This window comes from Mesorhizobium sp. ES1-6 (assembly GCF_020164775.1).
Classification (GTDB): domain Bacteria; phylum Pseudomonadota; class Alphaproteobacteria; order Rhizobiales; family Rhizobiaceae; genus Mesorhizobium.
Genome location: NZ_JAIUGU010000003.1, coordinates 338,376 through 361,073 on the forward strand (window position 1 = coordinate 338,376; position 22,698 = coordinate 361,073).

Annotated in this window: 15 protein-coding genes; 7 read left to right on the forward strand and 8 right to left on the reverse strand. The window is 64.6% G+C overall.

The features are described 5' to 3' along the window. Nucleotides 1-83: 83 nt before the first annotated feature. The gene (gene typA / locus LB564_RS10475) at nt 84-1,913 is read left to right on the forward strand and encodes a translational GTPase TypA (protein WP_027145159.1); all 1,830 of its coding nucleotides are present in this window, start codon (nt 84-86) and stop codon (nt 1,911-1,913) included. Nucleotides 1,914-1,970: 57 nt separating this feature from the next. Here the strand turns inward: typA and LB564_RS10480 are convergent, their stop codons facing one another. After that, on the reverse strand, nt 1,971-2,597 hold the full coding sequence (locus tag LB564_RS10480; RefSeq protein WP_224537346.1) for a DUF1062 domain-containing protein: 627 nt from the start codon (nt 2,595-2,597) through the stop codon (nt 1,971-1,973). Between the two features lie 398 nt (nt 2,598-2,995). Here LB564_RS10480 and LB564_RS10485 point away from each other — a divergent pair, with 398 nt between their 5' ends. Beyond that, the gene (locus LB564_RS10485; protein WP_224537348.1) at nt 2,996-3,607 is read left to right on the forward strand and encodes a LysE family translocator; all 612 of its coding nucleotides are present in this window, start codon (nt 2,996-2,998) and stop codon (nt 3,605-3,607) included. 3 nt (nt 3,608-3,610) lie between these two features. Here LB564_RS10485 and LB564_RS10490 read toward each other — a convergent pair whose 3' ends face one another. Together LB564_RS10490 and LB564_RS10495 are read right to left on the reverse strand one after the other, a co-directional pair. After that, nucleotides 3,611-5,428 (reverse strand): aromatic amino acid ammonia-lyase, encoded by a 1,818-nt coding sequence (locus tag LB564_RS10490; RefSeq protein WP_224537351.1) that lies wholly within the window; start codon nt 5,426-5,428, stop codon nt 3,611-3,613. Between the two features lie 140 nt (nt 5,429-5,568). Continuing rightward, a complete protein-coding gene (locus tag LB564_RS10495) occupies nt 5,569-6,132 on the reverse strand; it encodes a peroxidase-related enzyme (RefSeq protein ID WP_224537353.1) in 564 nt (187 codons plus the stop codon). 137 nt (nt 6,133-6,269) lie between these two features. On the opposite strand from LB564_RS10495, the gene LB564_RS10500 reads away from it, so the two are divergent. After that, a complete protein-coding gene (locus LB564_RS10500; RefSeq protein ID WP_224537355.1) occupies nt 6,270-11,057 on the forward strand; it encodes an NAD-glutamate dehydrogenase in 4,788 nt (1,595 codons plus the stop codon). A gap of 102 nt (nt 11,058-11,159) precedes the next feature. Continuing rightward, the gene (locus LB564_RS10505; protein WP_224537358.1) at nt 11,160-12,536 is read left to right on the forward strand and encodes an MFS transporter; all 1,377 of its coding nucleotides are present in this window, start codon (nt 11,160-11,162) and stop codon (nt 12,534-12,536) included. A 44-nt stretch (nt 12,537-12,580) separates the two neighbouring features. Here the strand turns inward: LB564_RS10505 and purH are convergent, their stop codons facing one another. The 4 genes from purH to htpX all read right to left on the reverse strand — a co-directional run bounded on the left by purH (nt 12,581) and on the right by htpX (nt 18,591). Further along, entirely contained in the window at nt 12,581-14,197 is a 1,617-nt protein-coding gene (gene purH, locus LB564_RS10510) for a bifunctional phosphoribosylaminoimidazolecarboxamide formyltransferase/IMP cyclohydrolase (protein WP_224537360.1), read from the reverse strand. Nucleotides 14,198-14,301: 104 nt separating this feature from the next. Continuing rightward, nucleotides 14,302-16,026, reverse strand: a complete 1,725-nt coding sequence (locus tag LB564_RS10515; protein WP_224537362.1) for a heparinase II/III family protein — start codon at nt 16,024-16,026, stop codon at nt 14,302-14,304. 148 nt (nt 16,027-16,174) lie between these two features. Then, entirely contained in the window at nt 16,175-17,563 is a 1,389-nt protein-coding gene (locus tag LB564_RS10520) for an RsmB/NOP family class I SAM-dependent RNA methyltransferase (RefSeq protein WP_224537364.1), read from the reverse strand. Continuing rightward, a complete protein-coding gene (gene htpX, locus LB564_RS10525) occupies nt 17,554-18,591 on the reverse strand; it encodes a zinc metalloprotease HtpX (RefSeq protein WP_224537366.1) in 1,038 nt (345 codons plus the stop codon). The genes LB564_RS10520 and htpX overlap by 10 nt, the downstream gene beginning before the upstream one ends. Nucleotides 18,592-18,696: 105 nt before the next feature. Here htpX and LB564_RS10530 point away from each other — a divergent pair, with 105 nt between their 5' ends. Further along, entirely contained in the window at nt 18,697-18,918 is a 222-nt protein-coding gene (locus tag LB564_RS10530; RefSeq protein ID WP_140702608.1) for a DUF1674 domain-containing protein, read from the forward strand. Between the two features lie 55 nt (nt 18,919-18,973). On the opposite strand, the gene LB564_RS10535 is transcribed toward LB564_RS10530, so the two are convergent. Then, complete coding sequence (locus LB564_RS10535) at nt 18,974-19,639, reverse strand: HAD-IA family hydrolase (RefSeq protein WP_140702606.1); 666 nt, start codon at nt 19,637-19,639, stop codon at nt 18,974-18,976. A 168-nt stretch (nt 19,640-19,807) separates the two neighbouring features. Between LB564_RS10535 and LB564_RS10540 the strand changes: the two genes are divergently transcribed. After that, nucleotides 19,808-20,677, forward strand: coding sequence for a transglutaminase-like domain-containing protein (locus LB564_RS10540; RefSeq protein WP_140702604.1), 870 nt, complete (start codon nt 19,808-19,810; stop codon nt 20,675-20,677). A 366-nt stretch (nt 20,678-21,043) separates the two neighbouring features. Then, a complete protein-coding gene (locus LB564_RS10545) occupies nt 21,044-22,522 on the forward strand; it encodes a TadE/TadG family type IV pilus assembly protein (RefSeq protein WP_224537369.1) in 1,479 nt (492 codons plus the stop codon). Nucleotides 22,523-22,698 lie beyond the last annotated feature (176 nt).

Sequence of the window (22,698 nt, forward strand, 5' to 3'; positions counted from 1 at the left end):
TGCGAAAAACCCTGTATGAGCCGCGCAACCGAAAGAGGCAGCGCCCTTGGCCTGCTGCCTGCAACGCTTCCGAGACCAGAATCATGAACCTCCGTAATATCGCGATCATCGCGCACGTCGACCATGGAAAGACCACCCTGGTCGACCAGCTTTTGAAGCAGTCCGGCTCCTTCCGCGACAACCAGCGCGTCGCCGAGCGCGCCATGGATTCCAACGACCTCGAAAAAGAACGCGGCATCACCATTCTTGCCAAGGCGACCTCGGTCGACTGGAAGGACACCCGCATCAACATCGTCGACACCCCCGGCCACGCCGATTTCGGCGGTGAGGTCGAGCGCATCCTGTCGATGGTGGATTCGGCCATCGTGCTGGTCGACGCGGCCGAAGGGCCGATGCCGCAGACCAAGTTCGTCGTCGGCAAGGCGCTTAAGGTCGGCCTGAAGCCGATCGTCGTCATCAACAAGATCGACCGGCCCGACGCGCGCCATGTCGAAGTGGTCAACGAGGTGTTCGACCTGTTCGCCGCGCTCGACGCCACCGACGAGCAGCTCGACTTCCCGATCCTCTACGGTTCTGGCCGCGACGGCTGGGTGTCGGAAAACCCCGAGGGCCCCAAGGACCAGCAACTCGCGCCGCTGTTCGATCTCGTCATCAAGCATGTCCCGGCGCCGACCGTGCATCCCGGCCCGTTCCGCATGATTGGCACCATCCTGGAGGCTAACCCGTTCCTTGGCCGCATCATCACCGGCCGCATCGAGAGCGGCACGCTGAAGTCCAACCAGGCGGTCAAGGTGCTGCACAATGACGGCACCCAGATTGAAACCGGTCGCATTTCGAAGATCCTCGCTTTCCGTGGCCTCGAGCGCCAGCCGATCGAAGAAGCGCAGGCGGGCGACATCGTTGCCATTGCCGGCCTGTCGAAAGGCACCGTCGCCGACACGTTTTGCGACCTGGCGGTGACCGAGGCGCTGCATGCGCAGCCGATCGACCCGCCGACGGTGACGATGTCGTTCCTCGTCAACGACAGCCCGCTCGCCGGCACCGAAGGGGACAAGGTGACCAGCCGCGTCATTCGTGACCGCCTGCTGCGCGAGGCCGAAGGCAATGTCGCGCTCAAGATCGAGGAATCGCCTGACAAGGATTCGTTCTTCGTTTCGGGCCGTGGCGAATTGCAGCTCGCCGTGCTGATCGAGACCATGCGCCGCGAAGGCTTCGAGATCGCCGTCTCGCGTCCGCGCGTCGTCATGCAGAAGGGCGAGAACGGCGAATTGCTGGAGCCGGTCGAGGAAGTCGTCATCGACGTCGACGAGGAGCATGCAGGCGTCGTCGTGCAGAAGATGTCGGAGCGCAAGGCCGAGATGGTCGAACTGCGGCCCTCGGGTGGCAACCGCCAGCGCATCGTCTTCCACGCGCCGACGCGCGGCCTGATCGGCTACCAGTCGGAACTGTTGACCGACACGCGCGGCACCGCCGTGATGAACCGGCTGTTCCATGCCTACGAGCCCTACAAGGGCGAGCTGCCCGGCCGCACCAACGGCGTCCTGATCTCCAACGAGCAGGGCGAGTCGGTCGCCTACGCCATGTGGAACCTGGAAGACCGTGGCCCGATGGTCATCGATCCGGGCGTCAAGGTCTATCAGGGCATGATCATCGGCATTCACTCCAGGGACAACGACCTCGAAGTCAACGTGCTGAAGGGCAAGAAGCTGACCAACATCCGCGCCGCCGGCAAGGACGAGGCGGTCAAGCTCACCCCGCCGATCCGCATGACGCTGGAACGCGCGCTGGCCTGGATCCAGGACGACGAGCTGGTCGAGGTGACGCCGAAGACCATTCGCCTGCGCAAACTCTATCTCGACCCCAACGAGCGCAAGCGCTTCGAGAAGTCGTCCAAGGCGGTCGGCGCGGCGTAATTTTTTCATTTTACGGAACTGACAGAGGGGCGGGCACATCGGTGCCTCGCCCCTTTTTTATCCGCCAGCGGCCAGGATGATGGCCTGCCGATCCGGTTCGCCGGCAAGATCGACGCGGATCGTCGTTCCCTCGCGGACAGGCTTGCGAAGGGCTTTGCTCCCCTCGGGATCAACGAGCAGCAGTTGTCGTCCCTCCAGCGCCTGGAGTCGCGACCGCGAGATGCCGAGTTCGCTGGCCAGCAAGCGGTCGAGCCTTAGCGATACCGGCACTTCCAGACCGAGCCGGAGTTCCAGCGCCGTCGCGCCTTGCTTCGTCTCGCCGATCACCTGTTTGCGCACGGCGGCATCGGCGAATTCCTCGACGCGTCCAACCTGGTTGCGCAGGGCGACGATGTCGAAGGCATGGCGACGTGCCAGACCTGGATCGTTGCTTTCGAGCGCCGCGAGCAGCGCCGGCTCGATGTCGCGGCGGTTGCAGCGCTCGAAAATGCCGAAATTCCACGAATTGTCGCAGTCGACGCAACGATAGATCAGCCAGACGTCGATGCGCTTGCCGTTGGCGTTGACGCGGAATTTCCCGCTGCAGCGATAGGCTTTCAAGCCGCCGCATCGATTGCAGTTGATCTGCGGGCGTGGTGCGATTTCAGGCGCGATCGTCCAGTGGACGCGCAGGATGGAAGACATGCCGGTAAGCCCTTCCCGTCGGGAAGTTCATCAGGTCGGCGATGTCGAGATGCCCTTGCGGGCGCGGCGTGGCGGGTGGCTGCGGAGATCGTGAGGTCAGGTGCCGTTGGCGCAAAGCCGAGCGACAGCGGTCCAGCAATGCCAAACCGGTCTCGAACCGCCGCCCAGAGGAACACATGAAACGAAACAGGCACCGCTGACGCGGCGCCATGCAGGTGTCGGGGGAGTTGACGAGACCGGCGGTTACTGAGGCAAAGTGAAGCTCGGAATTGTTTCGCGGCGGCCGTTCTATCGGCGTGACGCCGGACCGGCAAGCGTCTTTTTGTCGGCGCTACCACGGCTCGATCGCTTGCGCTAATGTCGGACTTCAAAGTCTGTCCAGACAGAGGCACACCGCAATGCACCTGACCTCGCTGCTGATCTTCGCCGCCGCCTTGTTCGTGGCCGCCGGCTCGCCCGGTCCATCGATCGCTGCGCTCGTCGCGCGCGTCATCTCCAAGGGCTTCCGCGATGTGTTCCCGTTCCTGCTCGCCATGTGGATCGGCGAAGGCATCTGGCTGTCGCTGGCGGTGTTCGGGCTCGCCGTGGTGGCGCAGACCTTTCATCTTGCTTTCGTCATCGTGAAATGGGCTGGCGTCGCCTATCTCGCCTACCTTGCCTGGAAGATGTGGACGGCGCCTGTCGACGCCAAGGAGGGCGAGATGCCGCGTGAAGATTCGGCCGGCAAGCTGTTCTTCGCCGGCATGGCCGTCACGCTCGGCAATCCCAAGATCATGATGTTCTATCTGGCGCTGCTGCCGGCCATCATCGACCTCGCTTCGGTCAGCCTCGTCGGCTGGGTCGAACTGACGGCGACGATGGCGGTGGTGCTGATCGCCATCGATCTCGCCTGGGTGCTCGCCGCCTCGCAGGCGCGCAAACTGTTGAAGAGCCAGCGCGCCATGAAGATCGCCAACCGCATCAGCGCCACGACGATGGCCGGAGCCGCGGCGGCCATCGCGGCGCGCTGAGGCCTATCTCGGCAAGACCCCAGCCGCCGGCATGGCGGCGGGCTGCGCTGGCGGTCCGCCGGAATAGAATTTCGAGGCCGGATTCTCCTGCATGAAATCGTAGGCGACCATGCCGAGCGGCCGCTTTTGCCGTTCCGATGCCGCCTGATGCCAGGGGATCACCTGGCGCAGCGCCTCAAGCGCGGCGGTTGGCGCGTCGCCGAATTTCCGCTGCGGGTTCTGCGCCTTGCGGATTTCCATCCAATAGCTTGCCGTCAGCAGGTCCTGCGCCACGAGGTGAAAGGAGACATCGACCGCCTCGCGGGCGCGCTGCGTCTTGATGCGGGTTTGCGCTTCGAGGTCCTCGACGGTGGCAACGATTGCCTGGCCGTTCGGTGTCACCGGCGTGCCGAGGTCGGCCAATTCCTGCCAGAGATCGGTCGGCAGATAGCCGTCGAAGGTCGGGATGTCCTTGAGCTCTTCGGGCTTCAGCACATCGGCCGGCTTGACCACGGTGAAGAAGGGGTTGCGGAAGCGCTCGATGCGCTGCGCCACCGCGACGCCGAGATTGGTGAGCGAAATGGTGAAAGCCTCGACCTGATTGGCCATGGGATAAGGATCCCAGTTGGCGTTGGAGAAGATATAGCCTGACTTGCCGTTACTCAGTGGCCCGCCCTTGATGTAATATTTCATGAATTGCGGCGTGCTCAGCTCCGGCGAACTCTGCGGCGTCAGGCCGGGCAACACGGCCGGATTGTGATCCGACGAATTGATGGAAAGCAGCACGGATTGACGCAGATCCGCCCAGGCCTGCCAGGCCGAGCCCTGGCGCTGGCTGGAGGCGCGCATGCTTTCCGGGTCCTGGATGATGCGGGCCGGATCGTCGTCGAAGAGATAGCTGCCCTTGATCATGTCCATGATCCTCGCCGCGTCCCATGTCAGCCAGGGGTAAGGCCGCATGGATTGCACCGGCACCGAAATCGGCGTCACGCTGGAATTCATGCCGTTCAGCCCCATGGCGTAGCTGAGGTCGGTCCATTCCAGCAGCTTTCGCGCGTCCTCCAGCAAGAGCACCGCCTGCGCCTGTGCATAGGCGTTGGTGCTGATCAGCGCGGCTTGGTCGGCGGCGAACGGTTCGAGCGGTTTCAGGCCGGCCTGGGAGAGGGCCTGGGAGGCGGGCATTCGTGTGCCGTCGAGATAGGCTTCGCCTTCGCCGACCATGGCCGCGCCGATATTGCCGAGTGTCGCGAGGTCGCCTTCGCCGAGCGTGCCGCGCGATTGCACCACCGGCGTCACCCGCTTGTTCAGCATGTCGACAAGCATATGCGTCAGCTGCGGGCTGGCTGCTTCGTAGGACATGGTGTTGGCGCGGATCGCCATGATCGCGCGCACCAGCGCTTCTTCCTGCAATTCCGGCCCGTAACCCCGGTTGACGCCGCCCTTGAAGCGGGCGAGCTGCTGTTCCTTGAGCAGCTTGGTGTTTTCCGGCGTCGTCGGGTCGCCCGAAAAGATCACCGTTTCGCGCTGATCGCCGGCGCCACGGTTGAACCAGTAGATCGTGACGCCTTCGGCGGCCCCTTCGAGCAGCAGACCATAGGCATCAGCCGAACGCTGCAGGGCCTCGGGACTTAGCTCGACCTTGGCGCCGTTGCGGGCGATGTCGATGACCTGGTCGACGGTCAGGTCACGACCGGTCAGCGTGACTGTCTTGGCCGCCGCCGTCTCGAAAATGGGCTGGTAGGTGGTCGCCGCCTCGAAGGCGTGGGCGGCTGGCGCTGCGAGCGCCAACGTCACGGTCAGGGCGCAGAGGAAAATCCGGGGTTTGGCAATTCGCTCAGGCATAAGGGCTCCCATTCACGAAGCGTCAGCCTCGGGCACGAAGTTTCACCCCTCGGAAATTTTGTTTCCCAGAAAACTAGCTGGCTGCATTCGCCTGTCAACGCTTGATGAGAAACAGGCCCGATGGTGGAGCGCGCGTGGCCCTATCGCGCCATGGCGTGGTATTCGTCGTTCGGGCGCATGTCGATTGCCGCCGCGACGCGGTTCGACATGTTGAAGAAGGCCGCCGTCGAGGCGATGTCCCAGATGTCGCGGTCGCTGAAGCCGGCCTGGCGCAGCGCCGCGCGGTCGGCCTCGACGATCCTGGCCGGCTCTTGCGTCAGCTTGACGGCGAATTCGAGCATCGCCGTTTGCTTGGGTGAGAGGTCGGCGGCGCGGAAGTTCATCACCATCATCTCGCCAAGCATGGGGTCGCCCGAGAGCTGGCGCACCGCCGCGCCATGAGCGGTCAGGCAATAGTAGCAATGGTTGATCGAGGAGACGGCGACCGCGATCATCTCGCGTTCCAGCTTCGACAATCCGGATTCGCCCAGCATCAGATCATTGTACATGTCGGTGAAGGCGCGCAGTTTCTTGTCGTCGAAGGCATAGGCCTTGAGCACATTGGGGACGAGGCCGAGCTTTTCCTCGCATTTGGCGAAATAGGCTTTTGTCGCCTCGCTCAACTCTTCCGAACCCAGGTCAAGCGCGGTGATTTTGCCGGTCATGGATCATTCCTCCTCGTCACGCGACGCCTTGCCGCCGAATTCCGATAATTCTCGGCAAGCCGTCAAACCTTTGTCGCCAAACAGCGGTCATCTGCTACCATAGTCGCAAAAGCATGCGACGGGAGGGAAGAAGCGTCATGGCCAGCGTGAAGTCCGCAGCTAAGTCGAAGAAGAAGGCCGTCGCGGCGAAGACGGAGGACAGGCCGGCCAGACTTGCCGACTACCTGCTCGCCCGCGCACCGGCGGAGGATATCGCCGCCTACGACGCCGCCGACCTCGAACGCGCCGCCGATCTCGCCGGCCAGGCGGTCGCGGCCCACAAAAAGGGGGAGTGCGTCGTCGCCGTCGAGGCCGATTCGGGCGTCGTCCGCGAAGGCCGCCCGGTGACGGTCATCACGGTCGTCAACGACAATATGCCGTTCCTGTTCGATTCCATCCTCGGCGAAGTTACCGAAACATCCGGTGAGCCGACCCTGGTCACCCATCCGGTGATCACTGTTCGCCATGGCAAAACGGGGGTGGACGAAATCCTCGGCGACGGCAATTTCGCCAAGGACGATGGCAGCCACGACCGGCTGAGCGTCATCCACGTCCACATTCCCCGGCTGACGCCCGAGCAGGCAACCGGCTTGGCCGAGCGGCTGCGCAAGATGCTCGGCCAGGTCCACGCCGCGGTCAACGACTGGCGGCCGATGCTGGCGCGGCTCGATCAGGCGATCTCCGAATTCCGCTATTCCGCGGTGCCGCTCGACAAGAAGAGCGTCGCCGAGGCCATCGCCTTCCTGGAGTGGCTGCGCGACGACAATTTCACCTTCCTCGGCATGCGCGAATTCAAATATACGGGTGGCGAGGAAAGCGGCAATCTGGAGCGCGCCGAAAAACCCGGCCTCGGCATCCTGTCCGATCCCGACGTGCTTGTCCTGAGGCGCGGTACCGAGGCCGTAACGACGACGCCTGAAATCCGTGCTTTCCTGCATGGACCGGAGCCGCTGATCGTCACCAAGGCCAATGCCAAGTCGCTGGTGCACCGGCGCATCTATCTCGATTACATCGGCGTCAAGACCTACACCGCCAAGGGCGCGCTGGCGGGGGAATTGCGCATCGTCGGCCTGTTCACCTCGACCGCCTACACGCGCTCGGTGATGAAGATCCCGTATCTCAGGTCCAAGGCCGAAACCATCATCGCCAAGTCGGGCTTCGACCGGCACGACCATTCCGGCAAGGCGCTGATCAACGTGCTGGAAAGCTATCCGCGCGACGAGCTTTTCCAGGTGCCGGTGCCGATCCTGCGCAAGCATGCCGCGGCCATTCTCGGCCTGGTCGAACGGCCGCGCGTGCGGGCGCTGGTGCGCGCCGACCAGTTCGATCGGTTCGTGTCGATCCTCGTCTTCGTGCCGCGCGACCGCTATGACAGCGTCGTGCGCGAGAAGATCGGCACCTATCTGAAAACCGTGTTCGAGGGCCGGCTGTCGGCCTATTACCCGGCCTTTCCTGAAGGCGGGCTGGCGCGCGTGCATTTCATCATCGGCCGCTCCGGCGGCAAGACGCCGAAGGTCGAGCAGGCAACGATCGAGGCGGCGATCCGCGACATCGTGCGTACCTGGGAAGATGCCCTTGCCGATGCGGCGGAAGCCAGCGGCAGCGACCCGGCGTTGAAGGCGATCGCCGCGCGGCTGCCGGAAAGCTACCGGGATTCGTTCAGCGCCGGTGTGGCGCTCGCCGATGCCGGACGCATCGCCAAGATCAGCGCCGGCAATCCTATCGCCATCGACTATTACCGCCATGCCGAGCAGAAGCCGCACCAGGCGGCGCTGAAGATCTATCACCATGGCAGCCCGGTGGCGCTGTCACGGCGCGTGCCGGTGCTGGAGAATATCGGCTTCCGCGTCATCAGCGAGCGGACTTTCGAGGTCGGCGACGAGCAGTCCGGCATGGTCTTCATCCACGACATGGAGCTGGAAAACAGCTACGGCAAGCCGATCGACCTCGCCGATGGCGGTGCATTGTTCGAGGATGCTTTCCTGTCTGTCTGGCGCGGCGACGTCGACAATGACGGCTATAATGGTCTTGCCCAGACAGCCGGCCTGTGGTCCGGCGAAATCACCATCCTGCGCGCCTATGGCCGCTATCTGCAGCAGGTCGGCATTCCGCAAAGCCAGGATTTTATTGCCGCGGCGCTCAACCGCTATCCTGACATCGCGCGCGGCTTGCATGCGCTGTTCATCGCCCGGCTTGGCCCGACGGCTGAAGGCGAAGGTGTGGTAGCGGCAAAGCACCTCAAGGCCAAGATCAAGGATGCGCTGGAAGATGTCCCCAACATCGACGATGACACGATCATCCGGCGCTACCTGAACCTCATCGAAGCCTCGCTGCGCACCAATCATTTCGTTGCCGATACGAAAGCGAAAGGCCAGTCACTGGCAATCAAGCTCGAGTCGCAGGCGGTCGAGGGATTGCCGGCGCCGCGGCCATGGCGGGAGATTTTCGTCTACGGTTCCGAGGTCGAAGGCCTGCATCTGCGCTTCGGCCCGGTGGCGCGCGGCGGCCTGCGCTGGTCGGACCGTGCCCAGGACTACCGCACCGAGGTGCTCGGCCTGGTCAAGGCGCAGCAGGTCAAGAATGCCGTCATCGTGCCGGTCGGCGCCAAGGGCGGCTTCTATCCCAAGAAGCTGCCGGTGGGCGGCAGCCGCGACGCGATCTTCGAGGTCGGCACCTCGGCCTACAAGAACTTCGTTTCCAGCCTGTTGTCGATCACCGACAATATCGGCCTGGACGGTGTCATCCCGCCCGCCGGCGTCGTGCGCCGCGACCAGGACGATCCCTATTTCGTGGTCGCCGCCGACAAGGGCACGGCGACCTTCTCCGATACCGCCAACGCCATCTCGGAGAAGCATGGCTTCTGGCTCGACGATGCCTTCGCCAGCGGCGGCTCGGCCGGCTATGACCACAAGAAGATGGGCATCACCGCCAAGGGCGCCTGGGAAGCGGTCAAGCGGCATTTCCGCGAGATGAACCGCGACATCCAGACGTCGTCCTTCACAGTGGTCGGCGTCGGCGACATGTCGGGCGACGTGTTCGGCAACGGCATGCTGTTGTCGCCGAAGACGCGGCTGATCGCCGCCTTCGACCATCGCGACATTTTCATCGATCCCGATCCTGACATGGCTGCCTCGATGGCCGAGCGCGAACGCATGTTCGCGCTGCCGCGTTCGAGCTGGCAGGACTATGACAAGACCAAGCTGTCGGAAGGCGGCGTCATCGTCTCGCGCAGCCAGAAGTCGATCACCTTGCCGGCTGCCGCCGCCGCTGCGATCGGCCTCGCCAAGACGACCGCCACGCCGGTCGAGATCATGACGGCCATCCTCAAGGCGCCGGTCGACCTTTTGTGGTTCGGCGGCATCGGCACCTATCTCAGGGCATCGACCGAGACCAATGCCGAGGTCGGCGATCGCGCCAACGATGCCATCCGCATCACCGCGCTCGACGTGCGCGCCAAGGTGATCGGCGAGGGCGCCAATCTCGGCGTCACGCAGCGGGCACGCATCGAGTTCGGCATGAATGGCGGCCGTTGCAATTCCGATGCCATCGACAATTCGGGCGGCGTCAACTGCTCCGACGTCGAGGTCAACATCAAGATCGCGCTGGCATCGGCCATGCGCAAGGGTTCGCTGACGCGCCCGGCACGCAACAAGCTGCTGGCCGAGATGACCGACGAGGTTGGCGGCCTGGTGCTGTCCAACAATTATCAGCAGACGCTGGCGCTTTCGATCGCTCGCAAGCGCGGCCTGGCCGACATCGCGCATCAAAGCCGTTTCATGTCGGCGCTCGAAGCGCGCGGCCTGCTCGACCGCGTGGTCGAGACGCTGCCGTCACCGGCGGCCCTTGCCGAGCGCGAGGCGCGCGGCGAGCCGCTGACCCGGGCCGAACTCGGCGTGCTGCTCGCCTATGCCAAGATCGTGCTGTTCTCCGACATCGTCGCCAGCGACGTGCCGGACGATGCGCATTTCGACCGCGATCTCATGGGCTATTTCCCGGACCGGATGGCGAAGAAATACGTCGCCGAAATCCATGGCCACCGGCTGCGCCGCGAGATCATTGCCCGTGTCGTGGCCAACGATCTGGTCAATCGTGGCGGCCCGTCCTTCGTCAACCGGCTGCAGGAGGCCACGGGCCGCACCGCCGCCGACGTGGTGCGCACCTTCGCCGTGGTGCGCGACGGCTTTGGGCTGCCGGCGCTCTATCGCGAGATCGACGCGCTCGACAACCAGATCGACGGCCAGGTGCAGCTCGATCTCTATCAGATGGTGAGCCGGCTTATCTATGTGACCAGCGGCTGGTATCTGAAGAACGACGCCGGCACCGCGGCCCTCGGCCAGCGCATCGCCGAACTGCAGGACGCGCGCAAGGCGCTGGAGCCCAAACTGGTATCGCTGCTGCCCGCCTTCTCGCGCGAGCGGATCGAGGAGAAGCGGCACGGCCTGTTCAAGGCCGGCGCCCCGGAAAAGCTGGCCGAGCAGCTGGCGCTGAGCGAGGTGGCGGAACTCATTCCCGACATCGCGCTGACGGCGCGCACCGCCGGTGCCGATATCGTCGCGGCCGCAAAGGCGTTCTTCGCCGTCAGCGACGCCTTCCGCATCCCGCGTGTCGAGGACGCGGCGCGCTCGATCACGCCTTCGGACTATTATGACCAGCTCGCACTGTCCCGCGCTACCGACACGATCGGCGCGGCTCGGCGCGGCATCGCGGTCGCCGCGCTCACCGGCCAGGCCAAGGCGGCCGATCCGGTGGCGGCCTGGCTCGAAGCCGGCGGCGACCGGGTGGGGCGTATCCGCGAGCGACTGCAGGCGCTGACCGAAGGCGGCGACATCACCGTGTCGCGGCTGTCGGTTGCGTCGGGCCTGATGAGCGATCTGACCGGGATGTGAGCGGATCATTTCCGAGGCTGGCGGCGCGACGCTTGTCATTTGCACGAGCATCGGAAACATGCAGACATGGCGCCCGATACGGGCGTGTCCGGGGGAATTAGCATGGCGGTAGAGACAGTGCAGCGGGCGTCCGGGCGCGGCATCTGGGGGTGGATGTTCTTCGACTGGGCGGCGCAGCCGTTCTTCACGGTCGTCACCACTTTCATCTTCGGCCCCTATTTCGTTTCGCGCATGGCGGGCGATCCCACCACGGGCCAGGCTGTCTGGGGTTACGGCATAGCGGCGGCCGGGCTGGTCATCGCGGTGCTGTCGCCGATCCTCGGCTCGATCGCCGACCAGACCGGACCGCGCAAGCCGTGGATCGCCTTCTTCGCGGCGATCAAGATCACCAGCCTCACCTTGCTTTGGTTTGCAGCGCCCGGCTCGAACCTGTTCCTGATCGTGGCGCTGTTTTCGCTGGCCTCGGTGGCGGCCGAATTCTCCACCGTGTTCAATGATTCCATGATGCCGCGGCTGGTGCCGAAGAGCGAGATCGGCCGCATCTCCAACACCGCCTGGGGTCTCGGCTATCTCGGTGGCATGATCGCGCTGATCTTCGTCGTCACCTGTCTCGCCGGCTCGCCGGAGAGCGGCAAGACGATCATCGGCATCAGCCCGCTGTTCGGTCTCGATCCGCATCTGGGCGAGGATGCCCGCGCGACCGGGCCCTTGTCGGCCGGCTGGTATTTCCTGTTCATCCTGCCGATGTTCTTCTTCACGCCCGACGCCATCAAGGGGATTCCGATCGGACCGGCGGTGCGCGAGGGCCTGTCGGAGCTGAAATCGACGCTTGCCGAAGTGCGCAAGCGCGGCGGCATATTCCGCTTCCTCGTTGCCCGCATGATCTATCAGGATGGCGTCAATGCGCTGCTGGCACTCGGCGGTACCTTCGCGGCCGGTATGTTCCATTGGTCGATCACCGAGATCGGCATGTTCGGCATCATCCTCAACGTCGTCGCCATCTTCGGCTGCTGGATCGCGGCGCGCCTCGACACGGCGCTGGGCTCCAAGGTGGTGGTGATGATTTCGCTGGTCATGCTGTCCATCGCCACGATCGGCGTCGTTTCGACGGGGCCGGGCTTCACGCTGCTTGGCCTGATCCAGCTTTCGACCGCGGACTCGGGTGGCCTGTTCGGGACGGCGGCCGAAAAGGCCTACATCATGTACGGCCTGCTGATCGGCCTGGCTTTCGGCCCGGTGCAGGCCTCGTCGCGCTCCTACATGGCGCGCAGCGTCACGGCGGCGGAATCCGGCCGCTATTTCGGCATTTATGCGCTGGCCGGACGGGCGACCAGTTTCCTGGCGCCGTTCATGGTCGCGACGATCACCGCGACCAGCGGCTCGGCGCGGCTCGGCATGGCAGCGATTATTTTGTTCCTGGCGATTGGCATGGCGATCCTGGTCAGGACGCCCTATCCGGCGGATCGGCCGGTTGAGTAGCAGCGCCTTTTCCTTCTCCCACAAGGGGAGAAGGAAAAGGGTGCTCAATGCCGGAAATGCCTTGTCCCGGTGAACACCATGGCAACGCCGTGTTCGTCGGCGGCGGCGATGACGTCGTCGTCGCGCATCGAGCCGCCCGGCTGGATGACGGCGGTGGCGCCGGCTTCGATGGCCGATATCAGCCCGTCGGCGAAGGGGAAGAAGGCGTCGGAGCCGACCACCGACCCCTTGGTCAGCGGCTCCGGATGGCCGGCGGCTTCAGCGGCGTCGAGTGCCTTGCGGGCGGCGATGCGCGAGGAATCGACCCGGCTCATCTGGCCGGCGCCGATGCCCACGGTGGCGCCGTCCTTGGCATAGACGATGGCGTTCGACTTGACGTGCTTGGCGACGCGGAAGGCGAATTTTAGGTCCGCCATCTCGGCCGGGGTCGGTGCCCGCTTCGTCATCACCCTCAGGTCGAGGTCGTCGACCACGGCATTGTCGCGGCCCTGGACCAGCAGGCCGCCGGAAACGGACTTGACCGTGGTGCCGGGCGCGCGCGGATCCGGCAGGCCGCCGGTGACCAGCAGGCGCAAATTCTTCTTGGCGGCTATGATTGCCGCGGCTTCGTCGGTCGCGTCGGGCGCGATGATCACCTCGGTGAAGGTCTTGACGATTTCCTGCGCCGCCTCGGCGTCGAGAATGCGGTTGACAGCGACGATGCCGCCGAAAGCCGAGACCGGGTCGCAGGCGAGCGCCTTGGCGTAGGCCGCCTTCAGCGACGTGCCTTCGGCCACGCCACACGGGTTGGCGTGCTTGATGATGGCGACGGCCGCCGAGCGCGCCGGATCGAATTCGCCGGCCAGTTCGAAGGCGGCGTCGGTGTCGTTGATGTTGTTGTAGGACAGCTGCTTGCCCTGCAGCTGTCGCGCCGTGGCGACACCCGGGCGTTTGTCGCCATTGACGTAGAAGCCGGCGGCCTGGTGCGGGTTTTCGCCGTAGCGCATCACTTCGGCCAGCCGGCCGCCGAAGGCGCGCCAGGTCGGATGCTCGATCTCGAGCGCCTCGGCGAACCACCCCGAGATTGCCGCGTCATAGGTCGCGGTCCGGGCGAAGGCCTTGGCCGCGAGCTTCTTGCGGAAATCCAGCGACAGCGAGCCGATGTTCATCTCCAGCGCGTTGAGCACGGCGGCGTAGTCGCCGGGATCGGTGACGATGGCGACATAGGCGTGGTTCTTGGCCGAGGCGCGGATCATCGCCGGGCCGCCAATGTCGATGTTCTCGACGATCGACGCGTAATCGGCGCCGGAGCGGCGGACTTCCTCGAACGGATAAAGATTGGAGACGAGGAGATCGATCGGCTCGATGCCGTATTTGCGCATCGCCAATGCGTGCTCGGGGTCGTCGCGCACGCCAAGCAGTGCGCCATGCACGGACGGATGCAGCGTCTTGACGCGGCCGTCCATGATCTCGGGGAAGTCGGTGAGTTCCGAGACGTCGCGCACCGCCATGCCGGCTTCGGCGATCGCCTTTGCCGTGCCGCCGGTGGAGACCAGTTCGACGCCGGCCGCGGCCAACGCCCGGGCAAAGTCGATCAGGCCGGTCTTATCGAAGACGGAGAGCAGCGCGCGGCGGACCGGAACGAGATCGGGGGCTGGAATGTTCTTGGCTGGAACGGCCATGGGCTGGCGGCCTTTCAAGTCTGGAGGAGCAGGCCCGCGCCGTAGCACATGAGGCCCGGAAATCAAGCGTTCGCTGCTTCGCACACCCGATTGCCGCCGCAAGCTCAGTTGTTTTGGGGATAACCGGCGATCTTTGTCCGCGTCAGTTGCCAGTGGACCTCGGCAATGTCGGACGCCTTGAAGGCAAGCACGATCTGGCGACTGCGGCGCGGGCCGCCAAGGCCGGCGAAGTAGATCGATTCCTCGACTTCGGGCACCACTTCGCCAGAGGTGAACACCCAGGTGTCGGCCTGGTCGGCGGTCAGCACCAGCCGCTCCTGTTCGTCCTGCAGCAGATTGATGTCGGGGTGGACGTGAAAGCGCACGGTGACGAAATCACGGCCATTGTTGCGGATCGCTGCGTTGCCAGGCCGCTGGAACCGGTCCCGGCCCGCCAGCACATTGCCGTCCGAGGAGAGTTTCAGCTCGCGCTCATGCAGGAAGCCGAAACGCTGGAGATAGCCGTCATGACGGGCAATGAAACCGTGGACGCCCTTCTGGTCGATGCGCTTGCATTGCACCTGCTGCGGCCCGCCTATCAACGGCGACCCGAGCTGGTCATTGACCCGCAGCGCATGGGTGAAACGCGCCGATGACGTGTCGTTGATGGTGGCTGTCGAGTGCGCTGCGGTGGCACGGGCCAGCGGCCGGAACTCGGCGGCGCCGTAAGTGTCGATGCCGGCGTTGACGATGTAATGCTGGCGGCCCGACGACAGTTCGAAGGCGAGGCAGCCGGCATGCGCCGCGTTGGACACGTCGACCGGCGGCGGCAGGCCGGTATCGGCGATGACGGTGGTGCCGCCCATCGCCAGCCGCTCGTAGCCCGAATGCGGTGCATGCAGCAGCGGCGAGCCGGCCGTGTCGTCATGGCGCAGGATGGTGGCGATGCGGTCATGGATGGTGGCGCCCATGCCGTTGAAGCGGGCGAGGCTGCCATCCTGGTGGCGGAAGAAGCGCAGCGCCGGCAGCATGCGGTCGATGGCGCCGATCAGCGCCTGCGGCGGCGCTTCGGCCTGGTTGGCATAGGTCTGGCGCAGCGGCAGCAGGTCGGCAAGGATTTCCAGCACCGCCATCGGGTTGCGCGAGATATGGCCGCCATCGGCAAGGATCTGGCGATTGAGTTCGTCGGCGAGGTTGCGGGTGGCGCCGCGCAGCGCCGAGGCCGGCGCCGGCAGGGACAGTGCGGCGAACGCCAGCGCGATGCGGGCGCGCAGCCGGTCCTTGCCGTCGGGCATTTCGCGCGCCATCGACCTGAGATAGCGGATCTGCACCGCCAGCGATTTCAGGAAGGCGCGGTAGAAGGGAAATTCAGCGCCCTGCAGCACGACGGAAGAATGCTGCAGCCAGGCGATGATGCGCTTGGCCGTCGTGCCGGGCTCCCAGGCGACGCCGGCGATGTTGTTGCCATGCATGGTGATCCAGTCGGACACCAGCGCACGCGCATTGGCGGCGGCAAGCTCCGTGCCGGCGGCACGCATATGGCGCAGCCAGCGGAAGCCATGCAGCGTCTTTTGCCAACCGTGATTGGGGACATTGATCTGGAATGGGGATTTGCCACCGGTCTCGACCAGATGGCCAGACAGAGGATAACGGCCGTAATAGATCTCGAGTGCGATCTGCGGGTCGGCCAGGCGCAGGTCCGGCGGCGCGATCAGGACGCGTTCGGGCGTGCGGCCGGAATAGCGCCAGCGATACACCGGCCCGGCGCGCAGGCGCCGGCGTGTTTTGCGCCAGAACTCCTTCGCGACCAGCGTCCACAGACGCGTCGTGCTGCTGGCAGCCAGTGCCAAGACCCCTCCTGATCGTCCTCAACCCCGGCGTCGAGTCTACATGATTGCGCGACTCGTGCGAAGGCGAATTCCTTCAAACGATGCCCTCTGGCCTGGCGTCGGGCCACACTCTCCCCAAAAAATTCAGCAAATCCCTGCTCTTAGTCCCTTAGCCGGCGCGACGCATGCGTGCGGCGAAGAAGCCGTCCAGACCGGAGCGCTCCGGCGCGCCGAGGTCGAGATCGGCGGGCGTGGTGCGAAGCGTGCCTTGCGGCGTCAGGAACGAATCGATGCCGGCGATCTCGCCCTGATGCAGCGGATCGTCGGCGATATCAGGCGTCGCTCTGAGGAAAGCGCCGTGGAGATCCTCACCTTCGAGCGGGTCGAGCGAACAATTGGAAAAGACGATCCGGCCGCCGGGCCTGACCAGCGTGACGGCGCGGGCGAGCAGCCTGCGTTGCAGGTCGGCGAGCTTTTCGACGTCCGCCGCCGTCTTGGTCCATGGCACGTCGGGATGCCGGCGCACCGTACCGGTCGACGAGCATGGCGCATCCAGCAGCACGGCGTCGAACAGCCCCTTCGGCTCAAACTTGAGCAGGTCGGCCTGGACGATTTCGGCCGACAGGCCAAGGCGGTCCAGATTCTGCGCCAGCCGAGCCAGCCGGTTCTTCGAGGTGTCGACGGCGGTGACCCTGGCGCCGGCCAGGATCAACTGGGCGGTCTTGCCGCCGGGCGCGGCGCAGAGATCGGCGACGCGCAATCCGCTGACATCGCCAAACAGCCGGGCGGGGAGGCTGGCGGCGGCGTCCTGGACCCACCATGCGCCTTCGGTGAAACCCGGCAATTCGGTGACGGCCGCGGCAAGCTTCTCCACCCGAACCGTTCCCGTGGGCAGGACAATGCCGCCGAGCTTTTCGGCCCAGAGTTCGGGATCGGCCTTGACCGAGAAATCGACGGGCGCCTCATGGCGGTGGGCTGCCAGAATGAGAGGGGCCTTGTCCTGACCATAGGTGGCCTGCAGCCGGTCGGAAAACCATTTCGGCGCTTCGTCGGTGGCGGCAAGTGCCGCCGGCAACTCCGTTTCCTTGGCCCGCGCGAGCGTGCGCAGCACGCCGTTGACCAGGCCCGAAAAGCGCTGCGTGCGCGGGTCGGACTTGGCGTGCGTCACCGCGAGGTCGACGGCGGCGCTGTCGGGAATGTCGAGGAACAGGATCTGCGCGGCCGCCACATGCAGTATGTGCGACAGCGCGGTGGCGTTGGGCGGCAGCGGCTTCTCCAGCCGCCGCGCCAGCAGCCCCGATATGGTCATGCGGAAGCGCAGCGCGGTGACCAGAATGGCCCGCACCAGGCCACGGTCGCGCAAATCGAGCGCCTTGTATTGCGGGTGGCCGTTCTCGTGGTCGGTCAGGCCGTCAAGCGGCGTCCTGGCATCGATGACGGCGGCCAGCAACCGCGCCGCCGCCTTGCGCGCGGCAAGGCCGGCAACGAACTCGCCGCCGTCACCCTGTTCCTGATCGCCTGTGCGTCGAGGTGCCCGACCCGTCACGCTCACAACCATCGGCCCTTAGGCCCTGTCGGGTTGCGACCCCACGGATTGGATTTCGGGCTGGCCGGTTCAGCCTGTTGTTCCGGTTCGGCTTGTTCCGGTTGGGGCGGCTTGCCCCACGGACCCGCCGCTTGCGGCTCGTCCGCCCGCGGCGGCGTCGGCGCCTGGCGCCGCAGGGCCTGGGACGCACCATCGCCCATCTCGCGCGCCAATGCCTGCAAGGCGGCAATGCGGTTGTCGGTGCTCGGATGGGTGGAGAACAGACTGTCCATGCGCTCGCCATGCAGGGGGTTGATGATGAAGAGATGCGCCATAGCGGGGTTGCGCTCGGCGTCGGGGTTGGGAATGCGTTCGGCTCCGCGGGCGATCTTGTCAAGCGCGGAGGCCAGCCACAGCGGGTGTCCACAGATTTCGGCGCCGCGCCGGTCGGCCTCGTATTCGCGGGTGCGGCTGACCGCCATCTGCACGATCATGGCGGCAAAGGGCGCCACGATCATCGCCGCCAGCACGCCGACGAAGCCGAACGGGTTGTTGTTGTCGCGGTTGCCGCCGAGGAAAAAGGCCAAATTGCCGAGCATCGAGATGGCGCCGGCAAAGGTGGCGACGATGGTCATGGTCAGCGTGTCGCGGTGCTGGACGTGGGCAAGCTCATGCGCCATCACCGCGGCGACCTCTTCATGGGTCAGCCGCTGCAGCAGGCCGGTGGAAGCGGCAACCGCCGCGTTCTGTGGATTGCGGCCGGTGGCGAAGGCGTTCGGCTGCGGATTGTCGATCAGATAGGTTTTCGGCATCGGCAGCCCGGCCTGCTTGGCCAGTGCCTGGACGATGGCGTAGTATTCCGGTGCGTTCTTCTCGTCGACCTCGACGGCTCGGTTCATCGACAGCACCATCTTGTCGGCGTTCCAGTAGCTGAACAGATTGGTGCCGGCGGCGATCACCAGCGCGATCATCATGCCGCCCGAACCGCCGATCAGGAAGCCGACGCCCATGAACAGCGCCGTCATGGCGGCGAGAAGCATGGCGGTGCGAATGGTGTTCATCGTCTGCTCCTGTCGGGATGGTGGTGAAAAAGGGTCGATCCTCGTGAGGTCATGGCTATATGATGGGAAACGCCCGTTCCCGTTTCAATCCACTGGAAATATCGCATGAACGACGAGACCAGTAAAACGCCGGCCGGCACGGATGGCGACGCTCCGCCAAAAGAGCTGACGCCCGCCGCCCGCCGCGCACTGGCGGAAGCCGAGGCACGGCGCACCGACTATCGCGCGCGGGAAGCCCAACTGCCCAAGGAGATCGGCGGCCGTGGCGGCAAGGAGCCCGGCCGCTACGGTGACTGGGAGGTCAAAGGCCTGACCAGCGACTTCTAGAGACGATTCGGGTCAGGTCGGCTGCCCCGAATCTCCCCCATACCGCGCGCCAAGACTAGGCGGCGTCGCGTTGCGGTTCGAGTGCCAGCCAGCCTTGCTCGTCGACGGTGATGCCGACCGTGTCATAGGCCGATATCGCGGCATGCGGTGTCTGCAGCACATGCTGGTGCGTGGCGTTGATCACCATGATCGAAGCTCCCGCCGCCTCGGCCGCCGCTATGCCGGCCGGGGCATCCTCGAACACCAGGCAGTCGCGCGCGTCGAAGCCGAGCCGGCTGGCGCCAAGCTGGAAGCAATCGGGCGCCGGCTTGCCGCGCGACACATCCTCGGCCGCGATCAGGACGCCAGGCACGGGGATGCCGGCAACCTTCATGCGGGCAAGGGCCAACGAGCGCGGCGCCGAGGTCACGATCGCCCAGCGCTCGGGCGGCAGCGCGTTCAGAAAGGAAACGGCACCGGCGATCTGAACGATACCGTCCAGATCGGCCGCTTCCGCCTTCAGCAGCAGGTCTGCTTCGTGTGTCGGATCGACGCCCGGGAGCGCCAGCGCGGTGATGGTCTCGATCGCCCGCACGCCGTGAATGGTCGGCAGGAAGGCCGCGACGTCGAGGCCGTGGCGCCGCGCCCAATCGCTCCACACCCGCTCCGCCGAGGCGATGGAATTGATCAGCGTGCCGTCCATGTCGAAGAGGAAGGCGGCGAATTTTCTGCCAGCAAACATGATTTTCCTTGAAGTCGGGGGGAGGGTGGCGAGGGAGGGCGCGACCGTAACGTGAAGGCGCGGATATGGAAACCCGCGAGCGCGCATTTTGGCAGCGTCCAGGGAACCACGATCACCTTGCGGCGTTTTAAACCGGACCATTCCAGTCATGCGAAGGGGACGACGCTCATGCTTATCCGCCTCGGCTACGAGATCGCCATCGAATGCGCCGAGGCCACTCCGGTGATTTCGTTGCTCGAAATCCACAACGACAGGCAGGCCGACATCAAGCGGCAGACGCGCGTGCTGACGTCGCCTTCGGTGCCAACCCGGCTCTACCACGACCTGCACGGCAATGCCTGCCGCCGTTTCACGGCGCCCGCCGGGGGCATTCGCATCCTCTACGATGCGGTGATCGAGGACAGTGGCGAGACGGACGAGGTCAATACGCTGGCCCGGGAAATGCCAGTCGCCGAACTGCCCGATGAGGTGCTCGGCTATCTCCTCGGCAGCCGCTATTGCGAGACCGATCACCTGAGCAATCTCGCCTGGCAGCTTTTCGGCCATCTTCCGTCCGGCTGGGCGCGCGTGCAGGCGATCGTCGACTATGTCCACAACCGCCTGTCCTTCGGCTACGGCTATGCGCGTTCGACCCGCACCGCCGCGCAGGCGCACGAGGAACGTGTCGGCGTGTGCCGCGACTTCGCCCATCTGGCGATCACGCTCTGCCGCTGCATGAACATTCCGGCGCGCTACGTGAACGGCTATCTAGGCGACATCGGCGTGCCGGCCGATCCGGCGCCGATGGATTTCTCGGCCTGGATGGAAGTGTTCCTCGACGGCAAGTGGTACACGTTCGATCCGCGCCACAACCGGCCCAGAATTGGTCGCGTCGTCGTCGCGCGCGGCCGCGATGCCACCGACGTTCCCTTGCTGCACAGTTTTGGCCCCCACCGGCTTACCTTGTTCAAGGTATGGACCTACGAGCAGGAAGGCAGGCTGTTCAATCCGCCTCATCACGGCGTCGACAGGACGGCCAGCGCACAGATGCTGGCCTAGCCGAAATGAGACCCGGGCCTGCAATTGTCTGACCTGAATCTTGCCACATCCAGTTGGTTCGCGCCTCGACATGCCTGGCAAGCCTGAGACAGTTGGCCCGCTTCGGCACAGCGATGCTGTGCCGCAACAAGACGTCGCCTGATACCGTACGAGCTCTTCGGCCGGGCATGGTAAGCATCCGGTAAACGTCGGCGCCGATATAGCGCGGCGTTTACCAGTCGTTCACCTTCTCGCCAGGTGAAAATCCAACAAAAACAACGATTTGCTGCCGACCTCCTGTCTTAGGACGGATCTCCGCATGGCCCGGCCGGAATCCTGCATTGCCTTCAATGCGGCGACGAGGCCGAGGCAAGCGGAGGCTGTTGGATGCGGAATTACGGGGGTCTTGTTCACGCGGTCGGCGCATTCGCCAGGGATCGCCGTGGAAATTTCGCGGTCCTGTTCGGCTTTGCTGCCTCGGTCTTGGCGCTGGTCGCGGGCTTCTCTGTCAACGTCACGCAGCTCTACAATGCCAAATCGAGCTTGCAGGGCGTGGTCGACGCGGCAGTGACGTCGACGGCACGCGACCTGACAACCGGCGCCATCAAGGAAGCCGACGCCAACAAATCCGTGCAGGCCTTTCTCGAGGCCAACAACGCGGCCGGCATTCTACACACCGGTCAGGTGACGTTGGACAGGCTGGTCGTCAACAGGACCGCCAAGACAGTGCAGGCGGATGTCCATGTCGACCTCACCCTGTTTTTCCCGATTTTCGACATGGGGAACATGAAGCGCGTCACCGCCTCGACGACATCGCTTTATTCGGACAAGCAGATTGAGGTGGCGATGATGCTCGACATAACAGGATCGATGGCTAAGCGGGGCAACGTCAACAAGATCGGCGATCTGAGAACAGCTGCCGAGAACGCCGTCCGGACGATGCTGGAGAACCAGGATCCGAAGAACCCTCGCGTCCGTGTCGCTATCGTGCCTTACGCATCGGGCGTGAACGCCGGAAAGCTGGCCGAAAACGTCTATGCCGAAAAGCAAGGGAGTTCTGAACTGCCACCCGTCGCCGGCAGTCCGCTTCTCGTTGCCAAGACGGGCAAAAATCTGCTGCCGTCCTTCAGCGAGTACATCTCCATTGTCGGCGCGGCCATGCCACGCACGGATAATTGCGCTACGGAGCGGAAAACCAAGAACGGCGATGCGGATTTGAGCGCCGACGGCCCGGACACGGTTCGCACGGACACGAACGGCAAGAAATATTATGCGCTGGTCAACCGGGATGACCATCTCGCCGGTGAGGGTATGAACAAGTGTCCTGATGCAGAAGTGATCCCGCTGACGGCGGATTCTAAAGCATTGCTCGATTCGATCGGCGACTTCCAGGCCGGTGGTTATACGGCCGGCGCGATCGCCATTCAGTGGACCTATTATATGCTGTCGCCGCAATGGCGCACCGCGATCAAGAATGCCGGTCTTGGCAACGGCGCTTCGAACGCCGATCCGAGGAAGATTGCCAAGGTTGCAATCCTGATGACCGACGGCCAGTTCAATACCGCCTTCGCGGGCGCCGCCGGGCGCTACAACGGCCAGGGGAGCCTTGCGCGTGGCAACGCCGAAACGCTGTGCGGCAACATGAAAAACGACGGCATCGAGATTTTCACCATCGGCTTCGACCTGAACGACAAGGACATGTCGGCAATCGAGCGGGACCAGGCAAAGGCAGTGCTGAAGGGTTGTTCGTCGAAAGACGCCTCCGCCGCCGAGAGACATTATTTCGAGGTGTCCACCGGAGCAGAATTGGACAATGCCTTTCAGGAAATCATCCGCAATACCGAAAAGGTCGTACTGACCCAGTAGTCCCGAAAAGGAAAAGGCCGCCGCTTCTTTCGAAGCCGGCGGCCTTCCGTGTTTCCGTCCATGGCGCGGCTCAATGGCGGTGACGTTTACATCACCCGCCGCGCATCTCGCGCCTTAACGGGAAGACTGCTTCCCGAAAGTGCAATCCGCTGAGGCCACGTTCTGGAAAACGAAAT